Here is a 21,639-nt window from a genome sequence, read left to right on the forward strand (position 1 = left end):
GACTACGCAACGGAGCGTGTCCGATGAAAGCAGTCTGGCGCCGTGTTTGCGCCTTCGCCGCCGCCCCCTTGGTGATGGCCTCGGCCGTCGCCTGCGGCGGCGGTTCGTCCGACGAGGGCGCGGGTGGCACCACCACTCTCCGCGTCATCGTGAACATCACGCCCAACCTGACGGAGAAGTACTGGAACGACCTCTTCGCCCGGTACGAACGCACCCATCCCAAGGTGAAGGTCGATCTGGAGCTGACCGGCACGATCTCCGCGAACGCGAAGCTGACCCAGGACCTGGCGGCCGGCGACCCGCCGGACGTCGCCCAGCAGATCACCCCCACCGCCGAGACCGAGTCCCTCTTCGCCGACCTCTCGGACCAGCCGTGGACGGCCAAGACGCCACTGGCCGACGAGTACGCCCTCGGCGGCAAGCGGTATGTGGTGGGTGTCGGTGAGCAGATCCAGTCGCTGGTCTTCTACAACAAGCAGGCCTTCACCAAGGCCGGGGTCGACGCGGGCTCGATACGCACTCTGGACCAGTTCACCGCCGCGATGGGGAAGTTGAAGAGGGCCGGGTACGAACCGCTGCAGACGGCCGGGCAGTGGGTGACCGGCAGCCAGTTCTCCATGATGGCCGACGCGGGCGTGCTCACGGCGGAGCCGAAGTGGACGGCCCAGCGCATCGCGGGCAAGAACTCCTTCGCGGACAGCGGGTACGTCGACTACTTCGCGCAGTACAAGAAGTGGATCGACGCCGGTTATCTGAAGAAGAGCGCGCTCGGTCTCACCTACGCCGACGGGCAGACGGCCTTCCTCAAGGGGAAGTCCGCCATGTACATCATGGGGTCGTACTTCGTGCCCGCCGCGGACGCCGCGAAGAAGAGCGACGAGATCGGCGTGTTCAGCATGCCGACCGACGGCGCCTACCCGTCCGGCCAGTTCGGCAACATCTCCAACCCGTACGTCGTGATCGACAAGTCCCGGCACAAGGCCGAGGCGACGGACCTGGTCAAGTGGGCCGTCACCGACCCGGAGGCGATCAAGAGCCAGCTCGCCGCCGACGGCAACCTGCGCGCCGGTTTCAGCTACAAGATGTCGAGCCTCGGCACCTCCGTGCAGAAGGTCCTGGACAAGACCCCCTCGGTGATCGTGAAGTCCGGTGCGAACCAGCCCATCGCCGGGTTCAGTGACGAACTGAACAAGCAGGTCCAGTCCCTGTACACGGGCACCTCCCCGGAGGACGCCGCCGGCGGATTGGACAAGTGGTGGAACTCGCAGCGCTGAAGCGGCCGGGGCCGCTCGACGACACCGCCCCGGTCACCCCCGCTCCCCCCTCACCGACCGGCCGGCGCAGCGCCCAGGTGCGCGCGGCGGCGGTCTCGATCGGACTGATGGGGCCGGCCGTCCTGCTGTACACCGTGCTGACGGTCGTCCCGGTCGGTGTCGCGATCTATCTCAGCCTCACCGACTGGGACGGCTTCTCCTCGGTCTCGTTCATCGGGCTGGACAACTACCGGCACCTGTTCGACGACCCCAGCTCCTCGCAGGCCTGGTATGTGACCGCGGTCATCGCCGTGTCCGGCACCGTGTTCATGGTCGGCCTCGGTCTGGTCTACGCCCTGATCCTCAAGGGCCGTTCGCGTGCCAACTCCTTCTTCCGGGCCGTGGGTTACTTCCCGCACGTGATCAGCGCCCTGGTCCTCGGATATCTGTGGGCGGCCATCCTCGGCACCAACGGGGCCATCAACAACACGCTCGCCAAGTTCGACATCGAGCCGATCGGCTTCCTGTTCGACGAGAAGATGGCGCTGATCTCGCTGATCGCCGTCATCGTGTGGGCCGGGTTCGGATTCAACGTGGTGCTGTTCGTGGCGGCGCTGCAGACGGTGCCCGCCGAGCTCCTGGAGGCCGCGGCGATCGACGGGGCGACGAAGCGGCAGACGAACCTGCGGATCGTCGTCCCGATGATCGCTCCGGTGGTGACCGTGGCGACCATCCTGAATCTGGTGGGCCTCATCCGCGCCTACGACATCATCGTCAGCCTCACCGGCGGCGGCCCGGCCGGGTCCACGCAGACGTTCACCTACCTCATTCTGGCCCGCTCCTTCGAGGGCACAAAGGTCGGCTACGCGACGTCCCAGGCGGTCTTCCTCATGATCGTGTCCGCCGTGCTCGCCCTCGTCGTGACGGCGCTGCGCAACCGCCAAGATCAAGCTGCGACAGGTTAGGAGCCAGTGGTGGTCGTAATGGAGGCAAAGGCCCGAGAGGCAAAAGCCCACAAGACCAAGACGAAGCCGCCGCCGTCGGCCCCCGACGGGCTGCCCGGCCGCACCGATCAGGGCGAAGGCCGCTCGCCCCTGCGCTGGATCATGCTCGGCGGGCTGCTCGTCGTCATGATGGTGCCGGTGTACCTGCTCCTCGTGAACGCGTTCAAGTCGCAGCAGGACATCCTGGACAGCCCCTTCGGCATCCCACTGAGCGGGCTGACGCTCAAGCACCTGTCGGCCGCGGTGACCAGTCCGCAGTTCAACGTCATCGGGGGCTACGGCTTCACGCTCTTCCTCGTCGTGATGGTGGACGTGCTGTGCATCCTGCTGGCGGGCCCGGCGGCGTACGCGATCGCCCGCAGCCTCAAGAAGCGCACCCAGCTGGTGATGCTGTACTTCCTGGCGGGGACGTTCATCCCGGGCGCCGCCGTGATCATTCCCGTGATCTACGTGCTCCGGGAGATCGGCCTGGCGAACTCGGTGACCGGTCTGGTGGCACACGACGTCGCCTCGACGCTGCCCGTGAGCATCTTCCTGTTCGTCGGTTTCATCCGCACCATCCCGGTGGACATCGACCACGCGGCGACGATCGACGGCGCGGGCAGGTACCGGACGTTCTGGACCATCATCTTCCCGCTCATGCGGCCCGCGGTCGTCACCGTCCTGATCCTCAACTCCATCGGGATCTGGAACGACTTCGTGAGCCCGCAGATCCTGCTGAGCCCGTCGTCCGGGCACTACACGGTGACCACGGCGATCTACGCGGGCATCAGCCAGTACTCGACGGACCTCACGAAGGTCTTCCCCAACCTGCTGCTCGCCATCGCCCCGGTGGTCATCTTCTTCATCTACATGCAGCGCCACATCATCAGCGGCCTCACCGTGGGCGCCGTGAAGGGCTGACCCGGCCCGGCGCATCCCCCTGAAGGACAGCTGAAGGACAGCTCAAGGACCCCAGAAGGACCGAGAAGAGGACCTGGAATGCCGATCCCCCCAGCAACTCCGGTACCACCCCTCCCACCGACACCGGGGAGGGCACGCGGCCCGCACCCCCGTACCCGGCCGTGGCAGGCCGCCACCCTGTTCGCGGCCCTGTGCATGGTCATGGCCGGCGCCCATCCGGCCTCGGCCCAGGACGGGCAGACGTACTACGTGGCGACGAACGGCCAGGACACGGCGGCCGGCACCTCGGCCGCGCCGTTCCGCCACATCCAGCGCTGCGCCGAGCTCATGCAGCCGGGCGACACGTGCCTGATCAACTCGGGTACGTACGAGGAGACGGTCGTACCCGCCAGCTCCGGCACGGCGCAGGCACCCATCACCTACCGGGCCGCACCCGGCGCGCAGGTGACAGTGAGCGGCGCCTCGCGGGTGACCGGCTGGCAGCCCGTCACCGCCGCCGACGTCGCCGCGATCGGCCAGGGCGACCCGTACGCGCCGGACTCCGACTTCGCCGACGCCGTCACGGCCGGACACGTCTACTCCACGGATGTGGACCTGGGCAGCGACGTCAGCACCGTGCAGGTCTTCACCGACAAGGCGATGGACGTCGAGGCCCAGTGGCCGTACCCGGGAGTCGACCCGCTGGACCCCGTGCTCCAGTACGCGGGTGCCGGAAGCGCCGACGCCACGATCGCCGACCCGGCCCAGACCCGCCCGGCGGGCTACTGGGACGGTGCGCGGGCCCTCACCGGCTACTGGTACGTCTCCGCCACCGCCAAGGTGACCGGCTCGACGGCCGGCTCGGTGACCCTCGACGCGGCGCCGCCGTGCGTGCACAAGGTGGTGCCGCAGGAGACGCGCTACGCGCTCGCCGGGAAGATCGGCGAACTCGCCCACCCCGGAACCTGGTTCTACGACCCCGCCGCCCATCGCCTGTACGTGTACAGCACCGACGACCCCGGCAGCCACACGATCGAGGCCAAGCGCCGCACCCTGGGCTTCGACCTGACGAACACCAGCCACACCACGGTGGCCGGCGTCGGCCTGTTCGCCACGACGGTCAAGACGGGCGCCACCACCACCGGCGTCACGCTCGACGGCATCAAGGGCACCTACCTGTCGCACTACACGGACATCACCGAGGGCGCGACGGACTGCGGCAGTACGGTCACGCGCGGCGTCGGCGACAGCGGCATCATCATGGACGGCACCGGCAACAAGGTCGTCAACAGTGATCTGTCGCTGAGCGCGGGCAACGGCATCGCACTGCGCGGACAGAACAACACGGCGAGCGACAACGTCATCCACGACGTCGACTACATGGGCACCTACGCGGCCGGCATCGCCGTGCAGGGCAACAGCCAGACGGTGACCCACAACACCATTTCCCGGGTCGGACGCAGCGGGATCAACCTGCAGTGGAACAGCGTGGCGGGTCTCGACCCGGGCAAGGACGTCATCGCGTACAACGACATCTCGGCCTACGCACGGCTGAGCCTGGACGTCGCCGCGGTCTACACCTGTTGCAGCGCCGACATGATGGGCACCTCCATCGACCACAACGTGCTGCACGACCCGGCGCCGAAGACGACCTCCTCCACGTTCGGCATCTCCGGTGTCTACGCGGACAACGGCCAGAGCGACCTGGTGATCGCGAACAACGTGGGCTGGGGCAACCGCGAGGGCACGGTGATGCTCAACGGGCTCGGGACGGGCTCGCACGACAACGGCGTCTACAACAACACGGGCGGTATGACGCTGTTCTACGTGAAGGGGCCCGACCAGTCGACGGGCACGAAGATCTACAACAACATCGGGAAGATCGCCGGTATGGACGGCGCCACCGACGGCGGTCTCGTCATGTCGAACAACCTGCCCGCGGAGACCGACCCGCTCTTCACCGACGCGGCCGCCCACGACTACCGGTTGGCCGCGGGCTCCCCGGCCAGGAACGCGGCGATCGCACTGCCCGGCATCAATGACGGCTCCACCGACCCGGCGCCCAGCCTGGGCGCCTACCAGTACGGCGCCCCGAAGTGGACGGCGGGCGCGCGGCGCTGACGTTCCCGCACAAGGGGGAAGGCCCGGACCGAGAGGGGTCCGGGCCTTCTGCCTTGTCTGTGGTACATCAGTCGCGGGCGGTGGCGGCCTTCCCACGCGGCTTCTTCGTGGCGCGGCCGTCCGGAACAGGACCCCGGCCCGCCGCGTGGTCGGCGAACGCGACGGCCGCCCCCTCGCCGTCCCCGTCGCGCAGCAGGCTGACCAGGCGGCCGTGCTCGTCGGCCATCGCGGACCAGTCGCCGGCGAACAGCGGGTCGGAAATGGCCCGCAGGGTGCGCAGGCTGGGCTCGATGACCTCCCACATCCGCTGTAGGAACGGATTTCCGGCGGCCTGGCTGACCAGTGTGTGGAACTCGATGTCGGCGTCCCTGAAGACACCCACGTCTTTGACCGTCACGGCTTTGCGCATCCGCTCGACCAGTGCGTCGAGTTCGGACAGCTGATCCTTCGTGATGTGCTGCGCGGCGAGCTGCGCCGCGAGCCGTTCGAGCGGCTCGCGCACCTGGCGCGCGTATTCCGCGTCCTGTTCCGAGATTTCGACGACGAAATGCCCGCGCCGCGGCACATGCATCAGCAGGCCCTCCCGGGCCAGCTGTTTCACCGCCTCCCGGACCGGCGCCTGGCTGACCCCGAGCCGTCGCGCGATCTCGGACTCGACCACGCGGTCGCCCGGGGCGAGGTCACCGTCGACGACGGCCTGCCGCAGCAACTCGTACACCTGGTCGGAGATCAGGGCCTTTCGGAACCGGTCCTTGTTGGTGGCCAGTGTGGAGTCGAATCCCGCCGACGCGTTCGATGCCATGAATTCCCATTCCTGCGTTGGGGGAGGCCAGTTGGGACACTATACGCGCTCATCGCCTATCGATGGAATGCGCGTGCTTTTCCCCACTGCTTCCCCAGCCATTCCAGTTTGACGACTTCGTGGTCGGGGCCGCCGCCCTCATGATCATTGAACGGGTACGCCCGTATCTCCTTGTCGGCCTGATCCATATTCCGCAGCGCGCCGTAATGGTTGAACGCGGCGTACACGGTGGAGGGAGGACAGATGTGGTCCATGAGCCCCACCGAGAACAGCGTAGGGGCGTTCGCCCGGCGCGCGAGGCTGACCGCATCGAAATAGGCCAGCGTGCGGCTGACGGTCGCGGCGTGCTCCCTGTGCGACTTCACGAACTGGGCGACCTCTGCGTACGGCGGCTTGTCCGTGAGCGTCGTGGCGCGCGGGAAGTGGCACAGGAACGGCACGTCGGGCATGACGGCGACCAGGTCGGGGACGAGTCCCCCGGCGGCGAGCGCGATGCCGCCGCCCTGACTGGTGCCGGTGACGACGACGCGGCCGGGGTCGACCTCCGGGTGGCTGCGGACGGCCGCCACCGCGCGTACGGCGTCGGTGTACAGACGCCGGTAGAAGTAGCGGCGCGGGTCGAGGACACCGCGGGTGAGGAAGCCCGGTGCGGCGATGTCGCCGGACGCGGGGTCCGTGTCGGGGGTCTCGGCGCCCTGGCCGCGGGTGTCCATGACGAAGTGCGCGTAACCGGCGTCCGCCCACAGCCGCCTCTCGTGCGGGGCGCCGCGGCCGCTGTTGTAGCCGAGGTACTCGACGACAGCGGGCAGCGGTCCCGTACGGGTCACCGGCAGGTGCAGCCAGCCGCGTACGGGGCTGCCGCCGTATCCGGCGAAGGTGACGTCGAACGTGTCGATGGTGGCCAGGCCGTTGTGCGCGGGGGTCCAGGTGGCGGCCGGACCGTCCGGGTCCTGCTGGGCGAGTGTCTCCTGCCAGAACGCGTCGAAGTCCGCGGGTTCGAACAGCTCGGGACGGTACTTCTCCAGCTCGTCGAGGGGCAGGTCGAAGAGAGCCATGTCGAATCTCCGCGTCGGGTCGGGCCGGCGGGGCCGGCTGCGGGCCACTGTCATCGCCTATCGATCATCGAGAGAATCGAATCAGGGTGTCGCGAAGGCTGTCAACCGCGCAGCCGGTACACCCGCTCCGCGGTGGTCCGCGAAAGCTGCCGGTGCTGCTCGGGGGTGAGGTGGGCGAGTCCGGCGCGCGAGGCGGCGAGCGAGTCCGCGCGGGTGCCGCGCGTCAGGCAGACGGGCCAGTCGGAGCCCAGCAGGCAGCGTTCCGGACCGAGCAGATCCACCACATGCCCTACCAGGTCCGCGAGTTGGCTGCCGGGCACGCCGTGCTGCTGGGTGAGGAGGCCGGAAATCTTGACGTGGACGTTACGCACCCGGGCGGCCCGTTCGAGGTCCGCGTACCACTCCCCCGGATCACCGGTGACCAGATGCGGCGGGTTGCCCAAGTGGTCCACGACCAAAGCCAGTTCGGGATGCTGTTCGGCCACCTCCGCGGCGGACCGCAAAGCGCCCCGGTACAGGTTGAGTTCGAGGGCGAGGCCGGTCTCGGCCAGCACCGGGACCAGGGCGCGGGCCGGCTCGGGGGTGCCCGCCCAGTCCGGTCCGCCGAGCCGCATCCCGTTGGGGCGGGTGTCGCCCGACTCGTCCAGGACCGCACGGAACGCGCCGGACCCGGCCTCGCCGTGGACATGGAGGTTGCCCACGTACCCGGCGATCAGATCCGGTCGCCTCCGGCGCAGTTCCCGCAGGGCGTACGTCTCTCCGGCATCGCCTCGGGAGGCCTCCACGAGGATCGCGCCGGCCAGGCCGAGCCCCGCCCCGGAGGGGGCCAACTCGGCTTCCGCGTAGGGCCGGTGCAGTGGTGTTCCGGGACGGATCCACGGGAACCCCTGGGCCGGGTCCCACACGTGGACATGGCAGTCGATCACGATCGTCCTCCTCACATCGGCCGGGTCCGGTGTATTGACACCCCGGCCGTATGCCGGTGAGTCTAGCCATCGGCTATCGATGGGCGATTATCTGAGCCCGATGGTCCTGATGTCGGTTCGAGGGCGGGAGTCGTGGATGCGCGGGGTCGACAGGTCGAACGGGGCGCCGCCGGCGCACGGGCCGGTGCTGTACGCGGTCCGGCCGGTGACCGAGGTGCCTCGGTGGGCGCTGCTCGAAAGGGAGTTGTTCGCCGCGCTGGACAAGGCGTGGCGGCTGTTCTCCGACCGCTACACCGAGGGCGACGGCCGGCTGGTCTTCCGTGACCGGCTCGGCGTCGGGCTCGACGGCCGGGACGGGGTGGACGACTTCTACGAGCCGTTCTTCAACTGGCCGACGCTGTACCTCCTCGGCGGCAGCGCCGACCTGCTGCCCGCGGCCCGCCGGCACTGGCGCGGGGTGACCGCACAGCTCACCGAGATGAACATGCTGGTCGACGGGTACGAGCGCGGCTACGACTGGTTCCACCAGGGCGAGGGCCTGCTGCTCTTCTACGGCCTGTGCCTGGCCGACCCGGCCGACCCCGAGCTGCGCCGGCTGGCGACGCGGTTCGCGGACCTCTACCTGCCGGACGGGCCGAACTACGACCCCGACCACCGCATCGTGCGCGCCCCGCACAACGGTGCGGACGGGCCGCGCTGGGGATTCGCGGACGAGGACGCCTTCTTCCCGTGGAGCCTGGCGCTGCGCCCGTACGGTCTGCCGCTGGACGGCATCGACGGCGTCACGCACTTCGACGAGCTGGCCGCCGACCCGGAGCGGGCGCGCGCCTACGGCCGGGCGATGTGGGACCGGATGGGGCGCGGCGACACCCTGGTGAACCTGGCGGCCACCGGGCTGGCGGCCAACGCCTGCCTGCTGACCGGTGAGGCCCGGTACGCCGACTGGGTCGCCGCCTACACCGGCGCCTGGCAGGAACGGCTGGCCGGGCGTGACGTGCTGCCGGACAACGTGGGGCTCGACGGAACCGTCGGCGGGCACCTGGGCGGCCGCTGGTACGGCGGCCACTACGGCTGGTCCTGGCCGCACGGACTGTCCTCCGTGGCCTCCGGCGCCCTCGTCGGCGCGACCAACGCGGCGTTCCTGACCGGCGAGCGCGGCTATCTCGATCTGGCCCGCAACCCGCTGGACGCGGTGCTGGCCCAGTCCGGGCAGCGCCGCCCGGACGAACGGGGAACGCTGGGCGAGCGCTGGGATCCGCACCTGCGGTCCATGACCGCGGAGCGGACCCTGATGGTGCCGCAGCGGTACAACGACTCCGGCTGGTTCGACCACACCGTGATGCCCACCCAGCTCCCCATGGCGCTCTGGCACTTCAGCCGCGAGGAGTCCGACCGGGAGCGTCTGGAACTGCTCCGGGCCGGCTCCGGCTGGGACTGGTCGGCCGTGCACACGCAGCGCATCAAGGACGAGGCGGGACACGAGGAGCCCTGGTACGAGTTCCTGCACGGGCGCAATCCGGACTTCCCCGAGCGGATGCTGAGCTCCGCCCTGGCGTCCAGCGCGGAGCGGGTGGCGGCGATCGAGAGCGATCCGCTGGACCCGGCCACCGGCCCGGACGCGCTGGGCATCCACCACTGGCAGCACCTCAACCCGGTGGTCACGGAGGCGCTGCTCCAGCTGACGACCGGCTCGCCGCAGATCCTCTACAACGGCGGCCTCACCCATCTGCACCTGCGCTACCACGACGCGACCGAGCGCCGCCCCGGGCTGCCGTCGGACACGGCGGCGCTGGTGACGGACATCCGGCCCGGCAACACCGTGGTGGAGCTGGTGAACACGGGACCGTCGGCGCGGTCGCTGCTCGTGCAGGCGGGCGCCTTCGCCGAGCACCTGATCGGGACGGCGCGCGTGGACGAGGGGCCCCCGGTGCCGGTCGACGGACCGTACTGCCGTGTCGAACTGCCCGCCGCGACCCGTGTCCGGCTGACCCTGACGATGTCCGTGCGCGGCGCCCGTGCGGCCTGCGCGTCACCTTGGGAGACGGCGTGAGCGACGCGTTCCTCACCGGAGACCGGGCCGCGACCCGGCTGCCCTTCGAGCTGCCCCGCCTCGGCATCGGCACCGCACCGCTCGGCGGCCTGTTCACGGAGGTGAGCGAGGAAGCGGCGGCGCGGACGCTGCGTGCGGCGGGCGACGCCGGGATCAGCTACTTCGACACCGCGCCCCGCTACGGCCACGGCCTCGCGGAGGAACGGCTCGGCCGGCTCCTGGGGCCCGCCGGGGTGAGCGAGCCGGTGCTCTCGACGAAGACCGGATGGCTGCTGCGGCCCCGGCCCGACGGCTCTCCGGGCGAGGTCGTCCCCGACTGGTCGGAGCGCGGCATCCGCGCCTCCCTGGAGTCGAGCCTGAACCGCCTCGGCCGCTCCCACATCGACATCCTCTATCTGCACGACCCGGACGGCTTCCCCGACGAGGTGCGCCGCACCGCGTATCCGGCGGTACGGCAGTTGCGCGAGGAGGGGCTGGTGCGGGCCATCGGCTTCGGCATGAACCACAGCGCACCGATGGCCGCCCACGTCGCGGAGTTCGACGTCGACGTCGTGCTGATCGCGGGCCGGTTCACCCTGCTGGACCACGAGGCGCTGGGCACCCTGCTGCCGCTGTGCGCCCAGACCGGCACCGCGGTGGTCGTGGGCGGCGTGTTCAACACGGGGCTGCTCGCCGACCCCTCCCCCGCCGCCATGTTCAACTACCGGCCGGTCCCGGAGGAGACGCTCGCCAGAGCCCGGCGCTGCCACGAGCTGTGCGCCGCCCACGGCGTGCCGCTGACGGCGGCCGCCGTACAGTTCCCCGCCCTCCACCCGGCCGTCACCTCGGTCGTCCTCGGCTGCCGGTCCGCCGACGAGGTCACGGCGAACGTGGCCGCCGCGCGCTTCCCCGTACCCGGTGAGCTGTGGCGGTCCCTGGCCGACGAGGGCTTCGTACCGCGGGAGCTCGTCCCGTAACGGGCCGGCGGCGCGGACCGCTGACCTCACCCTCCCCTTCGTATCCCGTCGCGTTCCACAGAGGAGTCCCCTACCGTGCGCGAAGAAGAGACCCGGCACGACATCGTCGTCGTCGGTGGCGGGCTGGCGGGCGTCTGCGCGGCCGTCGCCGCGGCCCGGCTCGGGCGCCGCGTCGCCCTGATCCACAACCGTCCCGTTCTGGGCGGCAACTCCAGCAGCGAAGTGCGGGTCTGGGTGTGCGGGGCGACCGCCCACGGGGTGCACCGGTGGGCGCGCGAGAGCGGCATCATGGGCGAGCTGTACACCGAGAACCAGTACCGCAACCCCGAGGGCAACCCGTACTACTGGGACCAGGTCGTCCTGGACGCGGTGCTCGCCGAGCCCCTGCTCGACCTGTACCTGAACACCGATGTCCGCGAGGCCGAGGCGGAAGGCCCGGCCGACGCGCGCACCGTGCGCGGCTGCACGGGCTGGATGATGGGCTCCGAGCGCCGCATCACCTTCCGCACGGAGCAGTTCCTCGACTGCACGGGCGACGGGCTGCTGGGCCACCTGGCCGGGGCCCGCTACCGCATCGGCCGTGAGGCACGCGCCGAGCACGGGGAGCCGTGGGCGCCGGAGGAGGCCGACGACGCACTGCTCGGCTCCACGATCCTCTTCCACACCAAGGACACCGGCCGCCCGGTCAAGTTCGTGGCACCCTCCTACGCCCGCGCCCTCGCCGCCACTCCGGTCCTACGCAACCGGGTGCTGCGCACGGGCGACAACGGCTGCGACTACTGGTGGATCGAGTGGGGCGGGGAGCTGGACACCGTCCACGACAACGAGCGCATCCGCGACGAACTCCAGGGGGTCGTGCTCGGGATCTGGGACCACATCAAGAACTCCGGCGAGTTCCCCGACGCCGAGAACCTCACCCTGGAGTGGGTCGGCAGCCTCCCCGGCAAGCGCGAGTACCGGCGCTTCGTCGGCGACCACGTCCTCACCCAGCAGGACATCCTGGAGCAGCGGCCCTTCGAGGACCGGGTCGCGTTCGGCGGCTGGTCGGTCGACCTGCATCCGGTCCGGGGCATGTACGCGGACGAGCCGGGTGCCCGCCAGCGGTACGCGGACGGCGTCTTCCACATCCCGCTGCGCTGCCTGTACTCGGTGAACGTGTCGAACCTGCTGTTCGCCGGGCGGAACATCTCCGCGACCCACATCGCGTTCGGCGCGACCCGGGTGATGGCGACCTGCGCCACGCTCGGTGAGGCCGCGGGGACGGCCGCGGCGCTGTGTGTCAGCACCGGGCTGTCCCCGCGTGAACTGGCCCTGAAGGAACCGGAGTCCGTGCGGCGTACGCTGCTTCGGCAGGACGCCTCCGTCATCGGGGTCGCCGACGACGACCCCGGCAACCTGGCGCTCGGCGCGGTGGCCACGGCCTCCTCCCACCTGTGCCGGCTGGCCGCCGAGCCGACCGCTACGGAGCCCGGTGAGCGGTACCCGCTCGACCGGGACCTCGCGCTGCTGCTGCCCGCGGATCCCTCGGTGGAGGCGGTCGACCTGCTCGTCCACGGGGACTCCGCAACAACGGATCTCACCGTCGAGCTGTGGGACACCGGACGCCCCGAGAACGCCGTGCCACTGGGCCACCTCACGACGACCACGGTGGCGGTGCCGCCCGGCGGACCGCACTGGGTCACCGCGCGCTTCGGCCACCGCCCGCCGGCCGCGCACAACGTCGTCGTCATCGTGCGCGCCCACCCCGGGGCCGCTCTGGTCCTCGTGCCGCACCGCACCGACGGGGTGCTCGCGCTGCGCCGCAGGGCCGAGGGGGACGCGGCGGTCGACCACGACATCCCGGAGGAGGAGGGGCAGGCGGTGCTGGAGTGGCAGGCACGCGGCCTGCGTCGCCACACGTTCTGCTTCCGGCTCTCCCCAGACACCCGCGCCTTCGCCCCCGTCCAGGCGGTCGGCGGCTTCCAACGCCCCTACGGTGGACCGAACATGTGGTCCTCCGACACGCTGACCGACGCGGGTACGGACGGCACCTGGCTGCGGCTGGACTGGGACCGGGAGCAGACGCTGACCGAGGTACGTGTGGTCTTCGACGACGACGTCGACGAGTACCTCAACAACCTGCACCGGCACCGCACCCCGTTCGAGGTGATGCCAGAGCTCGTACGCGCCTATCGCGTACAGGCTCTGGCACCGGACGGGACCTGGCGCACGCTGGTCTCGGAGGCGGCGAACCGGCGCCGCCATCGCGTGCACCGGCTCGCCGCCCCGGTCGGCACCCGCGCGCTGCGCCTGGTGGTCGACGCGACGCACGGCGCACCGCGCGCACATGTGAGCGCGCTCAAGGCGTACGGCGAGGCCCGCTGACCGGGAGTGTCGCGGGCGCGCCGAGCCAGTCGTGCACGGCGAGGGCGGTCGTGCGGGAGTGTTCCTCCAGTACGGTGAAGTGGTCGCCGGGCACGGTGACTTCGGTGTGCGGCAGGCTCCAGGCGGTCGCCGGCTCGATGCCCGGCAGCGGGTCCCCGGCGCGGACGAAGAGTGTGGGTGCCGACAGCTTCGCCGGTTCCCAGCCGGAGAACCGCTCCAGATAGCCGGCCATCGCGGTGAGCCGGTCGGATTCGGCCGAGGCGAACTGGGCGGCCTTGTCGAGCATTCCGACGGTCATCGCGGAGAGAGCGGGCCCGTCCTCGGTCCTGCTGCCGTTGTCGCCGGGGAAGGTGTCGATCAGGACCACGCCGGACGGGCCCGTACCCGTGCGCTCCAGGTGCTCGGCGACGGCGTGTGCCACCCAGCCCCCGGCCGAGCGTCCCAGCAGCACGAACGGCTCGCCGTCCGCACAAGCGAGGACGGCGGCGGCCTGCGCGGAGACAAAGGCCTCCAGTGTGGCGGGCATCGCCTCGTGCGGCAGGAATCCCTGGTTCGGCAGCACGGAGGCATGCCGCAGGCCCTGAAGCGTCAGCCCGAATCGGGCGTACTCGTGCGGGCCCGACAGTGCGCTGAGAGCCGGGAAGCAGATCAGCCGGGGAAGGGCGGGCCCGGTGGCGACGGTGACGGCCGCGGGCGGGGTCCCGAGGGCATCCGCGCTGTCGAAGGCCTCGCGGAAGCGGGAGGCGATCGTCAGCAGTGCCATGCCTTCCCAGGCCCTGCCTCGGGCCCAGGCCGTGCGGAAGAGGGCGGACAGGGAGTCGGCGGCGGCGCCGGGTGCCGGGCTCCCGGCCGGAGGAGCCCCGTCCGTCGCACCGGGCGGCGTCACGGCCGCGGTGGCGGGTGCCTGCGGCGCACTCCTGGAGAACTGCTCCGCCAGGTGGGCGGCGACCGCACGCGGTGTGGGGTGGTCGAACAGGAGTGTGACCGGCAGGGCAAGCGCCGTCATCTTCGCGAGCCGGTTGCGCAGTTCGACCGCGGCCAGTGAGTCGAGGCCCAGCTCCGCCAGTGGCCGGTCCGCCTCGACCGCCGACTCCCCCTCGGTGTAGCAGAGTGCGGCCGCCGCCTCCTTTCTTACCTCCGACAGGAGCAGTGCGGCGTGTTCACCGGAGGGCGTTGCGGCCAGCCGTTCCGGCAGGGTATCGCCGCCCTGCGACTCCGGGAGGGCGCGGCGGACGGGACCGTGGCCGGGCATGCGGGAGAGCGGCGCCCCGGGGGGCGCGCTCGCCTCCGGGTTCAGCCGGGCCGCGACCAGGACCGCGTCCCGGCCGCCGACGGCGGTGTCGAAGAGCGCGAGGCCTTCTTCGGTCCGTAGCGGGACGAGACCGGAACGGGCCATCCGGCGCAGGTCCGCGCCGCGCAGTTCGGCGGTCGTTCCGCCGCTCTGCCGCCAGGGGCCCCAGACGAGGGAGGTGCCGGGCAGTCCGGTGCTCCCGAGGTGCTGTGCCAGCGCGTCCAGGAACGAGTTCGCCGCCGCGTAATTGCCCTGGCCGCCCGATCCGAACACCCCCGCCACCAAGGAGAACAGGGCGAAGACCGCCAGGTCGCAGCCCCGGGTCAACTCTTGCAGAGCGAGCGCCGCGTCCACCTTCGGCCTCAGCACGCGGTCCAGGCGCTCCGGTGTGAGCGCCGGGATCACGCCGTCATCCAGCACGCCCGCGGTGTGCACCACACCGGTCAGCGGGTGCTGCTCCGGGATATCCGCGAGGAGCGCGGCGAGGGCGGTGCGGTCCGCGACATCGCACGCGGCCACCGTCACCTCTGCACCCAGCCCGGCCAGTTCCGCGCTCAGTCCGGCGGCGCCGGGCGCGTCGGCCCCGCGCCGGCCGACGAGCAGCAGGTGGCGTACGCCGTGCTCGGCCACGAGGTGGCGGGCGAAGGAGACGCCGAGGGAGCCGGCTCCTCCGGTGATCAGGGCGGTCCCGTCGGGGTCCAGCCGGCGCGGGCCTTCGTCCGTCGCCGTCCGGGGTGCCGGTACCAGCTCGGGTACGTACGCGATTCCGTCCCGCAGGGCCGTCTGCGGTTCCGGGCTCGCCAGGGCCCGTGCCAGGGCTCTCGCGGATGCGGGGCTGTCGTCGGTGTCGACCAGTGCGAAACGGCCGGGGTTCTCTGTCTGCGCCGAGCGGAGCAGGCCCCACACCGGCGCGCAGACGAGGGCGTCGTCGCCCGTCGCCGTGCGGTCGTCCGCCTCCGCCCCTGTGAGGACGGCGCCCGAAGTGACGATGACCAGTCGGGATTCGGCCAGTCGTTCGTCGGCCAGCCAGTCCTGGACGAGCCGCAGCGCCCATCCGGCGGTGCGGTGCGCGGCGGGGAGGCGATGACGACGGCCGGTGCGTCGGCGCCCGCGGAGGCGACATCCGGGTACGCCGTGGGCCGGACGTCCGACCGCAGAAGTGTCTCGCGCAGTCGCGGGCCGGGCTCGCCCAGGAGACCCGAGGTGGCCGGCGCCGTGGATGAGGCGGTGGGCGCGGGCAGGGGTGTCCAGTCCAGCCGGAACAGGCAGTCGTCTTGCGGGCGGACCGCGTTGAGCTGCTCGCGGGGCAGCGGTCGCAGGACCAGCGAGGCCAGCGTGGCCACCGGGGTTCCGGAACCGTCGGCCAGCTCCAGCCGTGCCCCGTTGTCCGCCGTCGGGGAGACCCTTACCCGCAGCCGGCGGGCGCCGGAGGCGTGCAGCCGCACACCGCTCCAGGCGAACGGCAGGGACACCCCGCTGTCGTCCGGCGCGGCTCCCGCGAGCATCAGGGTGTGCAGCGCGGAGTCCAGCAGGGCCGGGTGCAGGGTGAACCGGCCGGCGTCGCTGTGTTCCCCCGCCGGGAGCGAGACCTCGGCCAGGATGTCGTCGCCCAGCCGCCAGGCGGCACGCAGACCCTGGAAGGCCGGGCCGTAGCGGAGCCCGGTGCGGGCGAGCCGGTCGTAGAAGTCCTCTCCGGTCCCCGGGTCGAGCGGCAGCGGGACGGCGCCCTCGGGCGGCCACGGGCCGGGTGCGGCCGTGGGCTCCGGCAGTTCCTGGGGCGCGAGGGTCCCGGAGGCGTGGCGGGTCCAGGGTCCGTCGTAGCCGGGGGTGTGCTGCCGTGCGTGGAAGACCAGGGCCCGCCTGCCGTGCGCGTCCGGCCGTGCCACCTTCACCTGGAGCTCGACCGTTCCGTCGCGGAGCAGCGACAGGGCTGCCGTCAGGGTGAGTTCCTCCAGGACGGGGGCTCCCACCCGGTCTCCCGCGTGGACCGCCATGTCCACGAACGCCGTCGCGGGCAGCAGCACGGCGCCCAGCACCACGTGGCCGGCCAGTCAGGGATGGCCGCCGAGTGACAGCAGACCGCTCAGCAGCAGACCGTCGTCGTCGGCTGTCGACGTGGCGGACCGCAGGAACGGATGGGAGGCGGTGTCCAACTCGGCCGTGGTTTCCGGCCGGTCGGCTTCGGGCCAGTACCGCCCGCACTGGAAGGCGTACCTGGGCAGTTCCGTACGGCGTGCGCCGCGTCCGGCGAAGACCGCGTGCCAGTCGATGCGCACACCGTGGGCGTGCAGTGCGGCGACGGTGGTGAGCAGCGCCTCGGCTTCCGGCCGGCGCCCTCGCAGGGTGGGGACGACCTGGGGTGCGGGCTCGGTTCCGTCGGGTGCCGGCTCAGGCGTGTGCATGTCGGACAGGCAGTCCCGTGCGAGGTCCGAGAGGACACCGTCCGGGCCGAGTCCCACGAAGTGGCTCGCGCCGCGCTCCCGCAGAATCCGCACCGCGCCGGCGAAGCGGACCGGGCGGCGTACCTGGTCCACCCAGTATCCCGGTGAGCACATTTCCGCGTCCGTGGCGGGCCGGTCCGCCAACGCCGTCACCAGGGGAAGCCGCGGCGTCGAGTAGGTGACTCCCCGCGCCACCACGGCGAACGCGTCGAGCATGGGTTCCATGCGCGCGGAGTGGAAGGCGTGACTGGCCCTCAGCCGGGTTGCCTCGCGGCCCTGTTCGCACCAGTACGCCACGGCCTCCAGCACCGCCGGTTCGTCGCCGGAGAGGACCACCGAGCGGCCGTTCAGCGCCGCGATGTCCACGTTCCGCTGCCGGCCGGCGAGGTACGCGGCGATCTCCTTCTCCTCGGCCTGTACGGCGACCATCGCCCCGCCCTCGGGCAGTTCGTCCATCAGCCGGCCCCGTGCCGCCACCAGTGTGCAGGCGTCGGAGAGGGAGAGCACCCCGGCGGCGTGTGCGGCCGCCAGCTCTCCGACGGAGTGCCCCGCCACGAGGTCCGGGCGTACGCCCCAGGACTCCAGCAGCCGGAACAGCGCCACTTCCAGGGCGAAGAGCGCGGGCTGCGCGTACCGGGTGCTGTGCAGGAGGCCGTCTCCCCCCGGGCCTTCCGGTCCTTCCACGTCCGCGTCCGTGAACAGCACCTCCCGCAGCGGCTTGGGAAGCAGCGGGTCGAGCAGGGCGCAGGTCTCGTCGAAGGAGCGGGCGTAGACGGGATGGGTCTCGTACAGCTCCCGGCCCATTCCGGCGCGTTGGATGCCCTGGCCGGTGAACAGGAAGACGACCGGGCCCGCCGGGCGGGGGCCGCCGGTGCTCACTCCCGGCCGCTGCCGCCCTTCGGCGACCGCGTCGAGGGCGGCGAGCAGCCCGCCCCGCTCCGCGGCCACCACCACCGCGCGGTGCTCGAAGGCGGCGCGGGTCGTGGCCAGGGAGAATTTGAAGTCCAGCAGGCTCGTGCCGGGGCGGGCGGCCACTTCGGCGTGCAGCCGCCGGGCCTGTGCCCGCAGCCCGTCGGCGCTCCTCGACGACAGCGGGAACGGCACGGCCCGCTCCGGTGTCTCCCGTCCGGCCGGGAGGCCGCTGCCCGGGGTGTGCCGGTCCTCCGCGGGCGCCTGTTCAAGTACCACGTGGGCGTTGGTCCCGCTGATCCCGAAGGACGACACGCCGGCCCGCCGGGGGCGGCCGGTCCGGGGCCACGGCACCGGGCGGGTCAGCAGTGACACCGCGCCCGAGGACCAGTCCACCCCAGGCGTCGGCTCGTCGGCGTGCAGCGTACGGGTCTGCTGAACTCCACGAAGGAGTTGGGCCCCGACATGACCGTGGCGCCACCGGCCAGTGCGAGCGAGCACTCGCCCCTGCGGAGCGCCTGGGCCGCCAGGTGCAGGGCCACCAACGACGACGAGCACGCCGTGTCCACGGTGATCGCGGGCCCTTCCAGGCCGAGGGTGTAGGCGATGCGGCCGGAGGCGACACTGTCGGCGTTCCCGATGCCGAGGTGGCCCTCCACCTGCTCCGGTGTGCGGGCGAACCGGCCGGCGTAGTCGCTGTACATCAGCCCGGCGTACACGCCGGTGGGTGTCCCGCGCACCGAGCCGGGGTCGATTCCGGCATGTTCGAAGGCTTCCCAGGCGACTTCGAGGAGCAGCCGGTGCTGCGGGTCCATCGCCAGTGCCTCGCGGGGCGAGATGCCGAAGAACGCCGGGTCGAAACGGTCCACCCCGGACAGGAATCCGCTCTCGCGCACATACGTCCGGCCGGTCCGCCCGGGGTCCGGGTCGAACAGACCGTCGATGTCCCATCCCCGGTCGGTGGGGAACGGGGTGATGGCGTCGGTGCCGTCGTCGACGATCCGCCACAGGTCCTGCGGCGACTCCACACCGCCCGGGAAGCGGCACCCCATCCCGACGATCACCACGGGGTCGTCTTCCGCACCGTCCGCGTGTGTGCGGGCGGACGCGCCGCCGGCCGGTTCGCCGGTGAGCCGCGCCCCGAGGTGGGCGGCCGTCTCCCGCGCGGTGGGGAACTCGAACGCGGCGGCCTCGGAGAGGGAAAGGCCGGTCGCCGCCGAGAGGCGGCCCGCCAGCACGGTCGACGTCAGCGAGTCGAGCCCCAGGTCACGGAAGGCGGTCCCCGGCTCCACCTCCTCGACGGCGCAGCCCAGTACGGCGGCGACCTCGCCCCGCACCAGAGCCGGCAGATCCACCGCTCCCGCCTCCGGGGGCGAGGTGGTGCCGGCCGCATCCTCCAGGGGCCTGGCCGGCAGGTCGGTGAGCGCGTACCTCTTGGTCTTCCCGGACGCGGTGTGCGGGATGCCCGCCACCTCGTAGAGGACGGCGGGGACCTTGAACGCTGACAGGTGCTCACGGCAGGCGGCCAGGACCGCTCGCCTGTCGAGCGAGCCGGGCGTCCGCGGCACGAGGTAGGCGACCGGCACCTCAGCGAGTACGTCGTCGGGCCGGCCGGCCACGGCGGCGTCCTTGATCCCCGGCAGGGCCAGCAGCACCGCCTCCACCTCGGAGGGGTGGATGTTCTCGGCGGCGCGGATGATCAGCTCACTGACCCGGCCCGTGATGGTGACCTCACCGTCGTCATCGATCCGGGCGAGGTCACCGGTGCGGTACCAACCGTCGCGCAGGACCTCCGCGGTGTCGTAGGGCCGGCCGTGGTACCCGGCCATGACCCCGGGCCCGGAAACCCACAGCTCGCCCTCCCCCGAGGCTTCGCCGCCGCTCGCGCCGCCGTCACCGATACGGGCCCGGGTGCCCGGGAGCACCCGGCCGCACGAGCCCGCCGGACGGGCGGCGCCCGGCACCGGCATGGTGACGGGCCCGGCCTCCGTGCTCCCGTAATGCTCCAGGAACGGGACCCCGCAGGTCTCCTCGAAGTCGCTCCGGAAGGCGGGCGCGGCCGCCGCGCCTCCGCTGACACAGCCACGGAGCGCGGGGGCCCTCAGCCCTTCGTCGCGTACGGCGCCCAGGAGCTTGCCGTACGTCGTCGGCACACCCGCGAGCAGGGTGAACGGGCAATCCGTCCGGCGCAGTTCGGCCAGCACGTCCGGCACGGAGAACCTCGGCAGGAGCACGGCGGACGCTCCGGTCGCGGCCACCCCGATGACGCAGAGGATCTGGCCCATGGCGTGGTGGAGGGGCAGCGGCCAGAGCAGCCGGTCGTCGGGCGACATGCCGAGGACGCCGACGAGGCCGGAGTCCACCGTCGACAGGCGGTTGCGCTGGGTGGACAGCACGCCCTTGGGGCTGCCGGTCGACCCGGAGGTGTAGAGCAGCCATGCCGCCTCGTCCAGCCCGAGGTCGTCCGGAGCGGGGACCGATGGTTCGGGGGCGGCCATGTCCTCGTAGCAGAGCGTGCCGTCGGCATCGGCCGCCGCCTCGTCACCGCCGGCGTGGACGAACACCACGGTCAGGTGGGGGCGCTCCGGCAGGAGCGGCCGCAGCGTGGCCAGCTGGGGGCGGTCGGTGAAGACGACCCCGGCTCCGCTGTCGTCCAGCATGTGGGCGAGCTCGGCCCGGGTGCTCCGCGAGTCCATCGGCACGCCGACCGCGCCCGCTCCGGTGACTGCGAGAACGCTCTCGACCGCTTCGACGCGGTTTCCGAGGAAGATCGCCACCCGCTCGCCGTGCGACAGCCCCAGTCCGGTCAGCCCGCCGGCCAGTCGGCCGGTCCGCAGCTCCAGCTCCTCGTAGGTCCACCGCCGGCTGATCGCGACCGGTGTGTGCGCACCGGAGACCGGCGCGGTGCTGGATATCTGCTGTTCCTACGGCATCAACGCGGCCCTGCTGAACCACGATCTGACGCTGGACGACCTGTACGACCACTACACCTCGCCCCGGGCCTCGGCGATGACCACCGACGAACTGGCTGCCTGGGACCGTGAGTTCTACCGGGCCCGTCGCCGCCCGGACGCGGTCCCCGTGTTCGGCCTCGACGCGGCGTCCAACGCCGTCGCCTACGCACGCGAGGTGGGCCTGCTGGACGAGGCGTTCGGGGAGAACCTGGAGGTCGCGCCGCCCTCAGCCGCCCTGTTGCGCCCGGCACGGCGCGTCCGTCTGATCACGGTCACCGGCGGCGCCAGCTTCCTGTCCTCGCGCACCTTCCGGCCACTTCTGGAATCGGCCGAAGCTCCGGTCTGGGTGGCGTCGCTGGTGCTGCGCACCGGCTCCTACCGGCCCATCGCGGAGTGCCTGGAGTCCTTCGGACTGGTCACGGAGAAGGCCACCCCCCACACCTTCGTGCAGCGCCGGTTCACCAGTCCGCAGGAGCGGCGGTTCGCCGTCGAGTCGGTGGCCTCGGCCGGCGAGGACCCTCGGGGGAAGGAGACGGACGGCCATTTCCACACCGCGGCCCATCTCTCCCGCCCCGCCGAGGACACCGTCTCCTTCCCGGTCACCGACCTCGTGCGCGCTTCCTGAGCGGCT

At 71.7% G+C, this 21,639-nt stretch carries 13 protein-coding genes and 3 pseudogenes; 8 read left to right on the forward strand and 8 right to left on the reverse strand.

From position 1 onward, the window contains the following. Positions 1–23 precede the first annotated feature (23 nt). From RLT59_RS00225 to RLT59_RS00240, 4 genes are all read left to right on the forward strand, one after another. A complete protein-coding gene (locus tag RLT59_RS00225; RefSeq protein WP_311301456.1) occupies positions 24–1,274 on the forward strand; it encodes an ABC transporter substrate-binding protein in 1,251 nt (416 codons plus the stop codon). Next, the gene (locus RLT59_RS00230; protein ID WP_311301457.1) at positions 1,253–2,218 is read left to right on the forward strand and encodes a carbohydrate ABC transporter permease; all 966 of its coding nucleotides are present in this window, start codon (positions 1,253–1,255) and stop codon (positions 2,216–2,218) included. The genes RLT59_RS00225 and RLT59_RS00230 overlap by 22 nt, the downstream gene beginning before the upstream one ends. A gap of 18 nt (positions 2,219–2,236) precedes the next feature. Beyond that, positions 2,237–3,160, forward strand: a complete 924-nt coding sequence (locus RLT59_RS00235) for a carbohydrate ABC transporter permease (RefSeq protein ID WP_311301458.1) — start codon at positions 2,237–2,239, stop codon at positions 3,158–3,160. Positions 3,161–3,238: 78 nt separating this feature from the next. Next, positions 3,239–5,260 carry a right-handed parallel beta-helix repeat-containing protein gene (locus RLT59_RS00240; RefSeq protein ID WP_311301459.1) on the forward strand — a complete coding sequence of 674 codons (2,022 nt, stop codon included), beginning with the start codon at positions 3,239–3,241 and terminating at the stop codon, positions 5,258–5,260. Between the two features lie 67 nt (positions 5,261–5,327). Here RLT59_RS00240 and RLT59_RS00245 read toward each other — a convergent pair whose 3' ends face one another. The 3 genes from RLT59_RS00245 to RLT59_RS00255 form a co-directional block, all read right to left on the reverse strand. Further along, entirely contained in the window at positions 5,328–6,062 is a 735-nt protein-coding gene (locus RLT59_RS00245; protein ID WP_311301460.1) for a GntR family transcriptional regulator, read from the reverse strand. Positions 6,063–6,118: 56 nt separating this feature from the next. Beyond that, positions 6,119–7,117 (reverse strand): acetylxylan esterase, encoded by a 999-nt coding sequence (locus RLT59_RS00250; protein WP_311301461.1) that lies wholly within the window; start codon positions 7,115–7,117, stop codon positions 6,119–6,121. Positions 7,118–7,218: 101 nt separating this feature from the next. Continuing rightward, positions 7,219–8,043, reverse strand: coding sequence for an amidohydrolase family protein (locus RLT59_RS00255; RefSeq protein ID WP_311301462.1), 825 nt, complete (start codon positions 8,041–8,043; stop codon positions 7,219–7,221). A 79-nt stretch (positions 8,044–8,122) separates the two neighbouring features. Between RLT59_RS00255 and RLT59_RS00260 the strand changes: the two genes are divergently transcribed. From RLT59_RS00260 to RLT59_RS00270, 3 genes are all read left to right on the forward strand, one after another. Next, a complete protein-coding gene (locus RLT59_RS00260; RefSeq protein WP_311301463.1) occupies positions 8,123–10,093 on the forward strand; it encodes a DUF8034 domain-containing protein in 1,971 nt (656 codons plus the stop codon). After that, positions 10,090–11,049: an aldo/keto reductase gene (locus tag RLT59_RS00265; RefSeq protein ID WP_311301464.1), complete on the forward strand. Its 960-nt coding sequence runs from the start codon at positions 10,090–10,092 to the stop codon at positions 11,047–11,049. The genes RLT59_RS00260 and RLT59_RS00265 overlap by 4 nt, the downstream gene beginning before the upstream one ends. 75 nt (positions 11,050–11,124) lie before the next feature. Beyond that, positions 11,125–13,413 carry an FAD-dependent oxidoreductase gene (locus tag RLT59_RS00270; protein ID WP_311301465.1) on the forward strand — a complete coding sequence of 763 codons (2,289 nt, stop codon included), beginning with the start codon at positions 11,125–11,127 and terminating at the stop codon, positions 13,411–13,413. Here RLT59_RS00270 and RLT59_RS00275 read toward each other — a convergent pair. From RLT59_RS00275 to RLT59_RS39250, 5 genes and pseudogenes are all read right to left on the reverse strand, one after another. After that, the gene (locus RLT59_RS00275; protein WP_399126796.1) at positions 13,388–15,973 is read right to left on the reverse strand and encodes a type I polyketide synthase; all 2,586 of its coding nucleotides are present in this window, start codon (positions 15,971–15,973) and stop codon (positions 13,388–13,390) included. The genes RLT59_RS00270 and RLT59_RS00275 overlap by 26 nt on opposite strands. 35 nt (positions 15,974–16,008) lie before the next feature. Next, positions 16,009–16,743, reverse strand: a pseudogene (locus RLT59_RS39240) (polyketide synthase dehydratase domain-containing protein); the annotation flags it as partial. A gap of 12 nt (positions 16,744–16,755) precedes the next feature. Further along, positions 16,756–17,949, reverse strand: a complete 1,194-nt coding sequence (locus tag RLT59_RS00285; protein ID WP_399126797.1) for an acyltransferase domain-containing protein — start codon at positions 17,947–17,949, stop codon at positions 16,756–16,758. Between the two features lie 90 nt (positions 17,950–18,039). Next, a pseudogene (locus RLT59_RS39245) lies at positions 18,040–19,526 on the reverse strand (beta-ketoacyl synthase N-terminal-like domain-containing protein); the annotation flags it as partial. Further along, a pseudogene (locus RLT59_RS39250) lies at positions 19,506–20,969 on the reverse strand (class I adenylate-forming enzyme family protein); the annotation flags it as partial. The pseudogenes RLT59_RS39250 and RLT59_RS39245, both read right to left, overlap by 21 nt. Between RLT59_RS39250 and RLT59_RS00295 the strand changes: the two are divergent. Then, a complete protein-coding gene (locus tag RLT59_RS00295; RefSeq protein WP_311301468.1) occupies positions 20,935–21,633 on the forward strand; it encodes a hypothetical protein in 699 nt (232 codons plus the stop codon). The pseudogene RLT59_RS39250 and the gene RLT59_RS00295 overlap by 35 nt on opposite strands. Positions 21,634–21,639 lie beyond the last annotated feature (6 nt).

It is taken from the genome of Streptomyces sp. ITFR-6 (genome assembly GCF_031844725.1).
Lineage (GTDB): Bacteria > Actinomycetota > Actinomycetes > Streptomycetales > Streptomycetaceae > Streptomyces.

What these genes read in the sequence shown, in the direction of transcription:
- RLT59_RS00225 (WP_311301456.1), top strand. Translation starts at nt 24, where the DNA reads ATGAAAGCAGTCTGGCGCCGTGTTTGCGCCTTCGCCGCCGCCCCCTTG.
- RLT59_RS00235 (WP_311301458.1), top strand. Translation starts at nt 2,237, where the DNA reads ATGGAGGCAAAGGCCCGAGAGGCAAAAGCCCACAAGACCAAGACGAAG.
- RLT59_RS00240 (WP_311301459.1), top strand. Translation starts at nt 3,239, where the DNA reads ATGCCGATCCCCCCAGCAACTCCGGTACCACCCCTCCCACCGACACCG.
- RLT59_RS00245 (WP_311301460.1), bottom strand. Translation starts at nt 6,062, where the DNA reads ATGGCATCGAACGCGTCGGCGGGATTCGACTCCACACTGGCCACCAAC.
- RLT59_RS00250 (WP_311301461.1), bottom strand. Translation starts at nt 7,117, where the DNA reads ATGGCTCTCTTCGACCTGCCCCTCGACGAGCTGGAGAAGTACCGTCCC.
- RLT59_RS00260 (WP_311301463.1), top strand. Translation starts at nt 8,123, where the DNA reads ATGGGCGATTATCTGAGCCCGATGGTCCTGATGTCGGTTCGAGGGCGG.
- RLT59_RS00285 (WP_399126797.1), bottom strand. Translation starts at nt 17,949, where the DNA reads ATGGGCCGGGAGCTGTACGAGACCCATCCCGTCTACGCCCGCTCCTTC.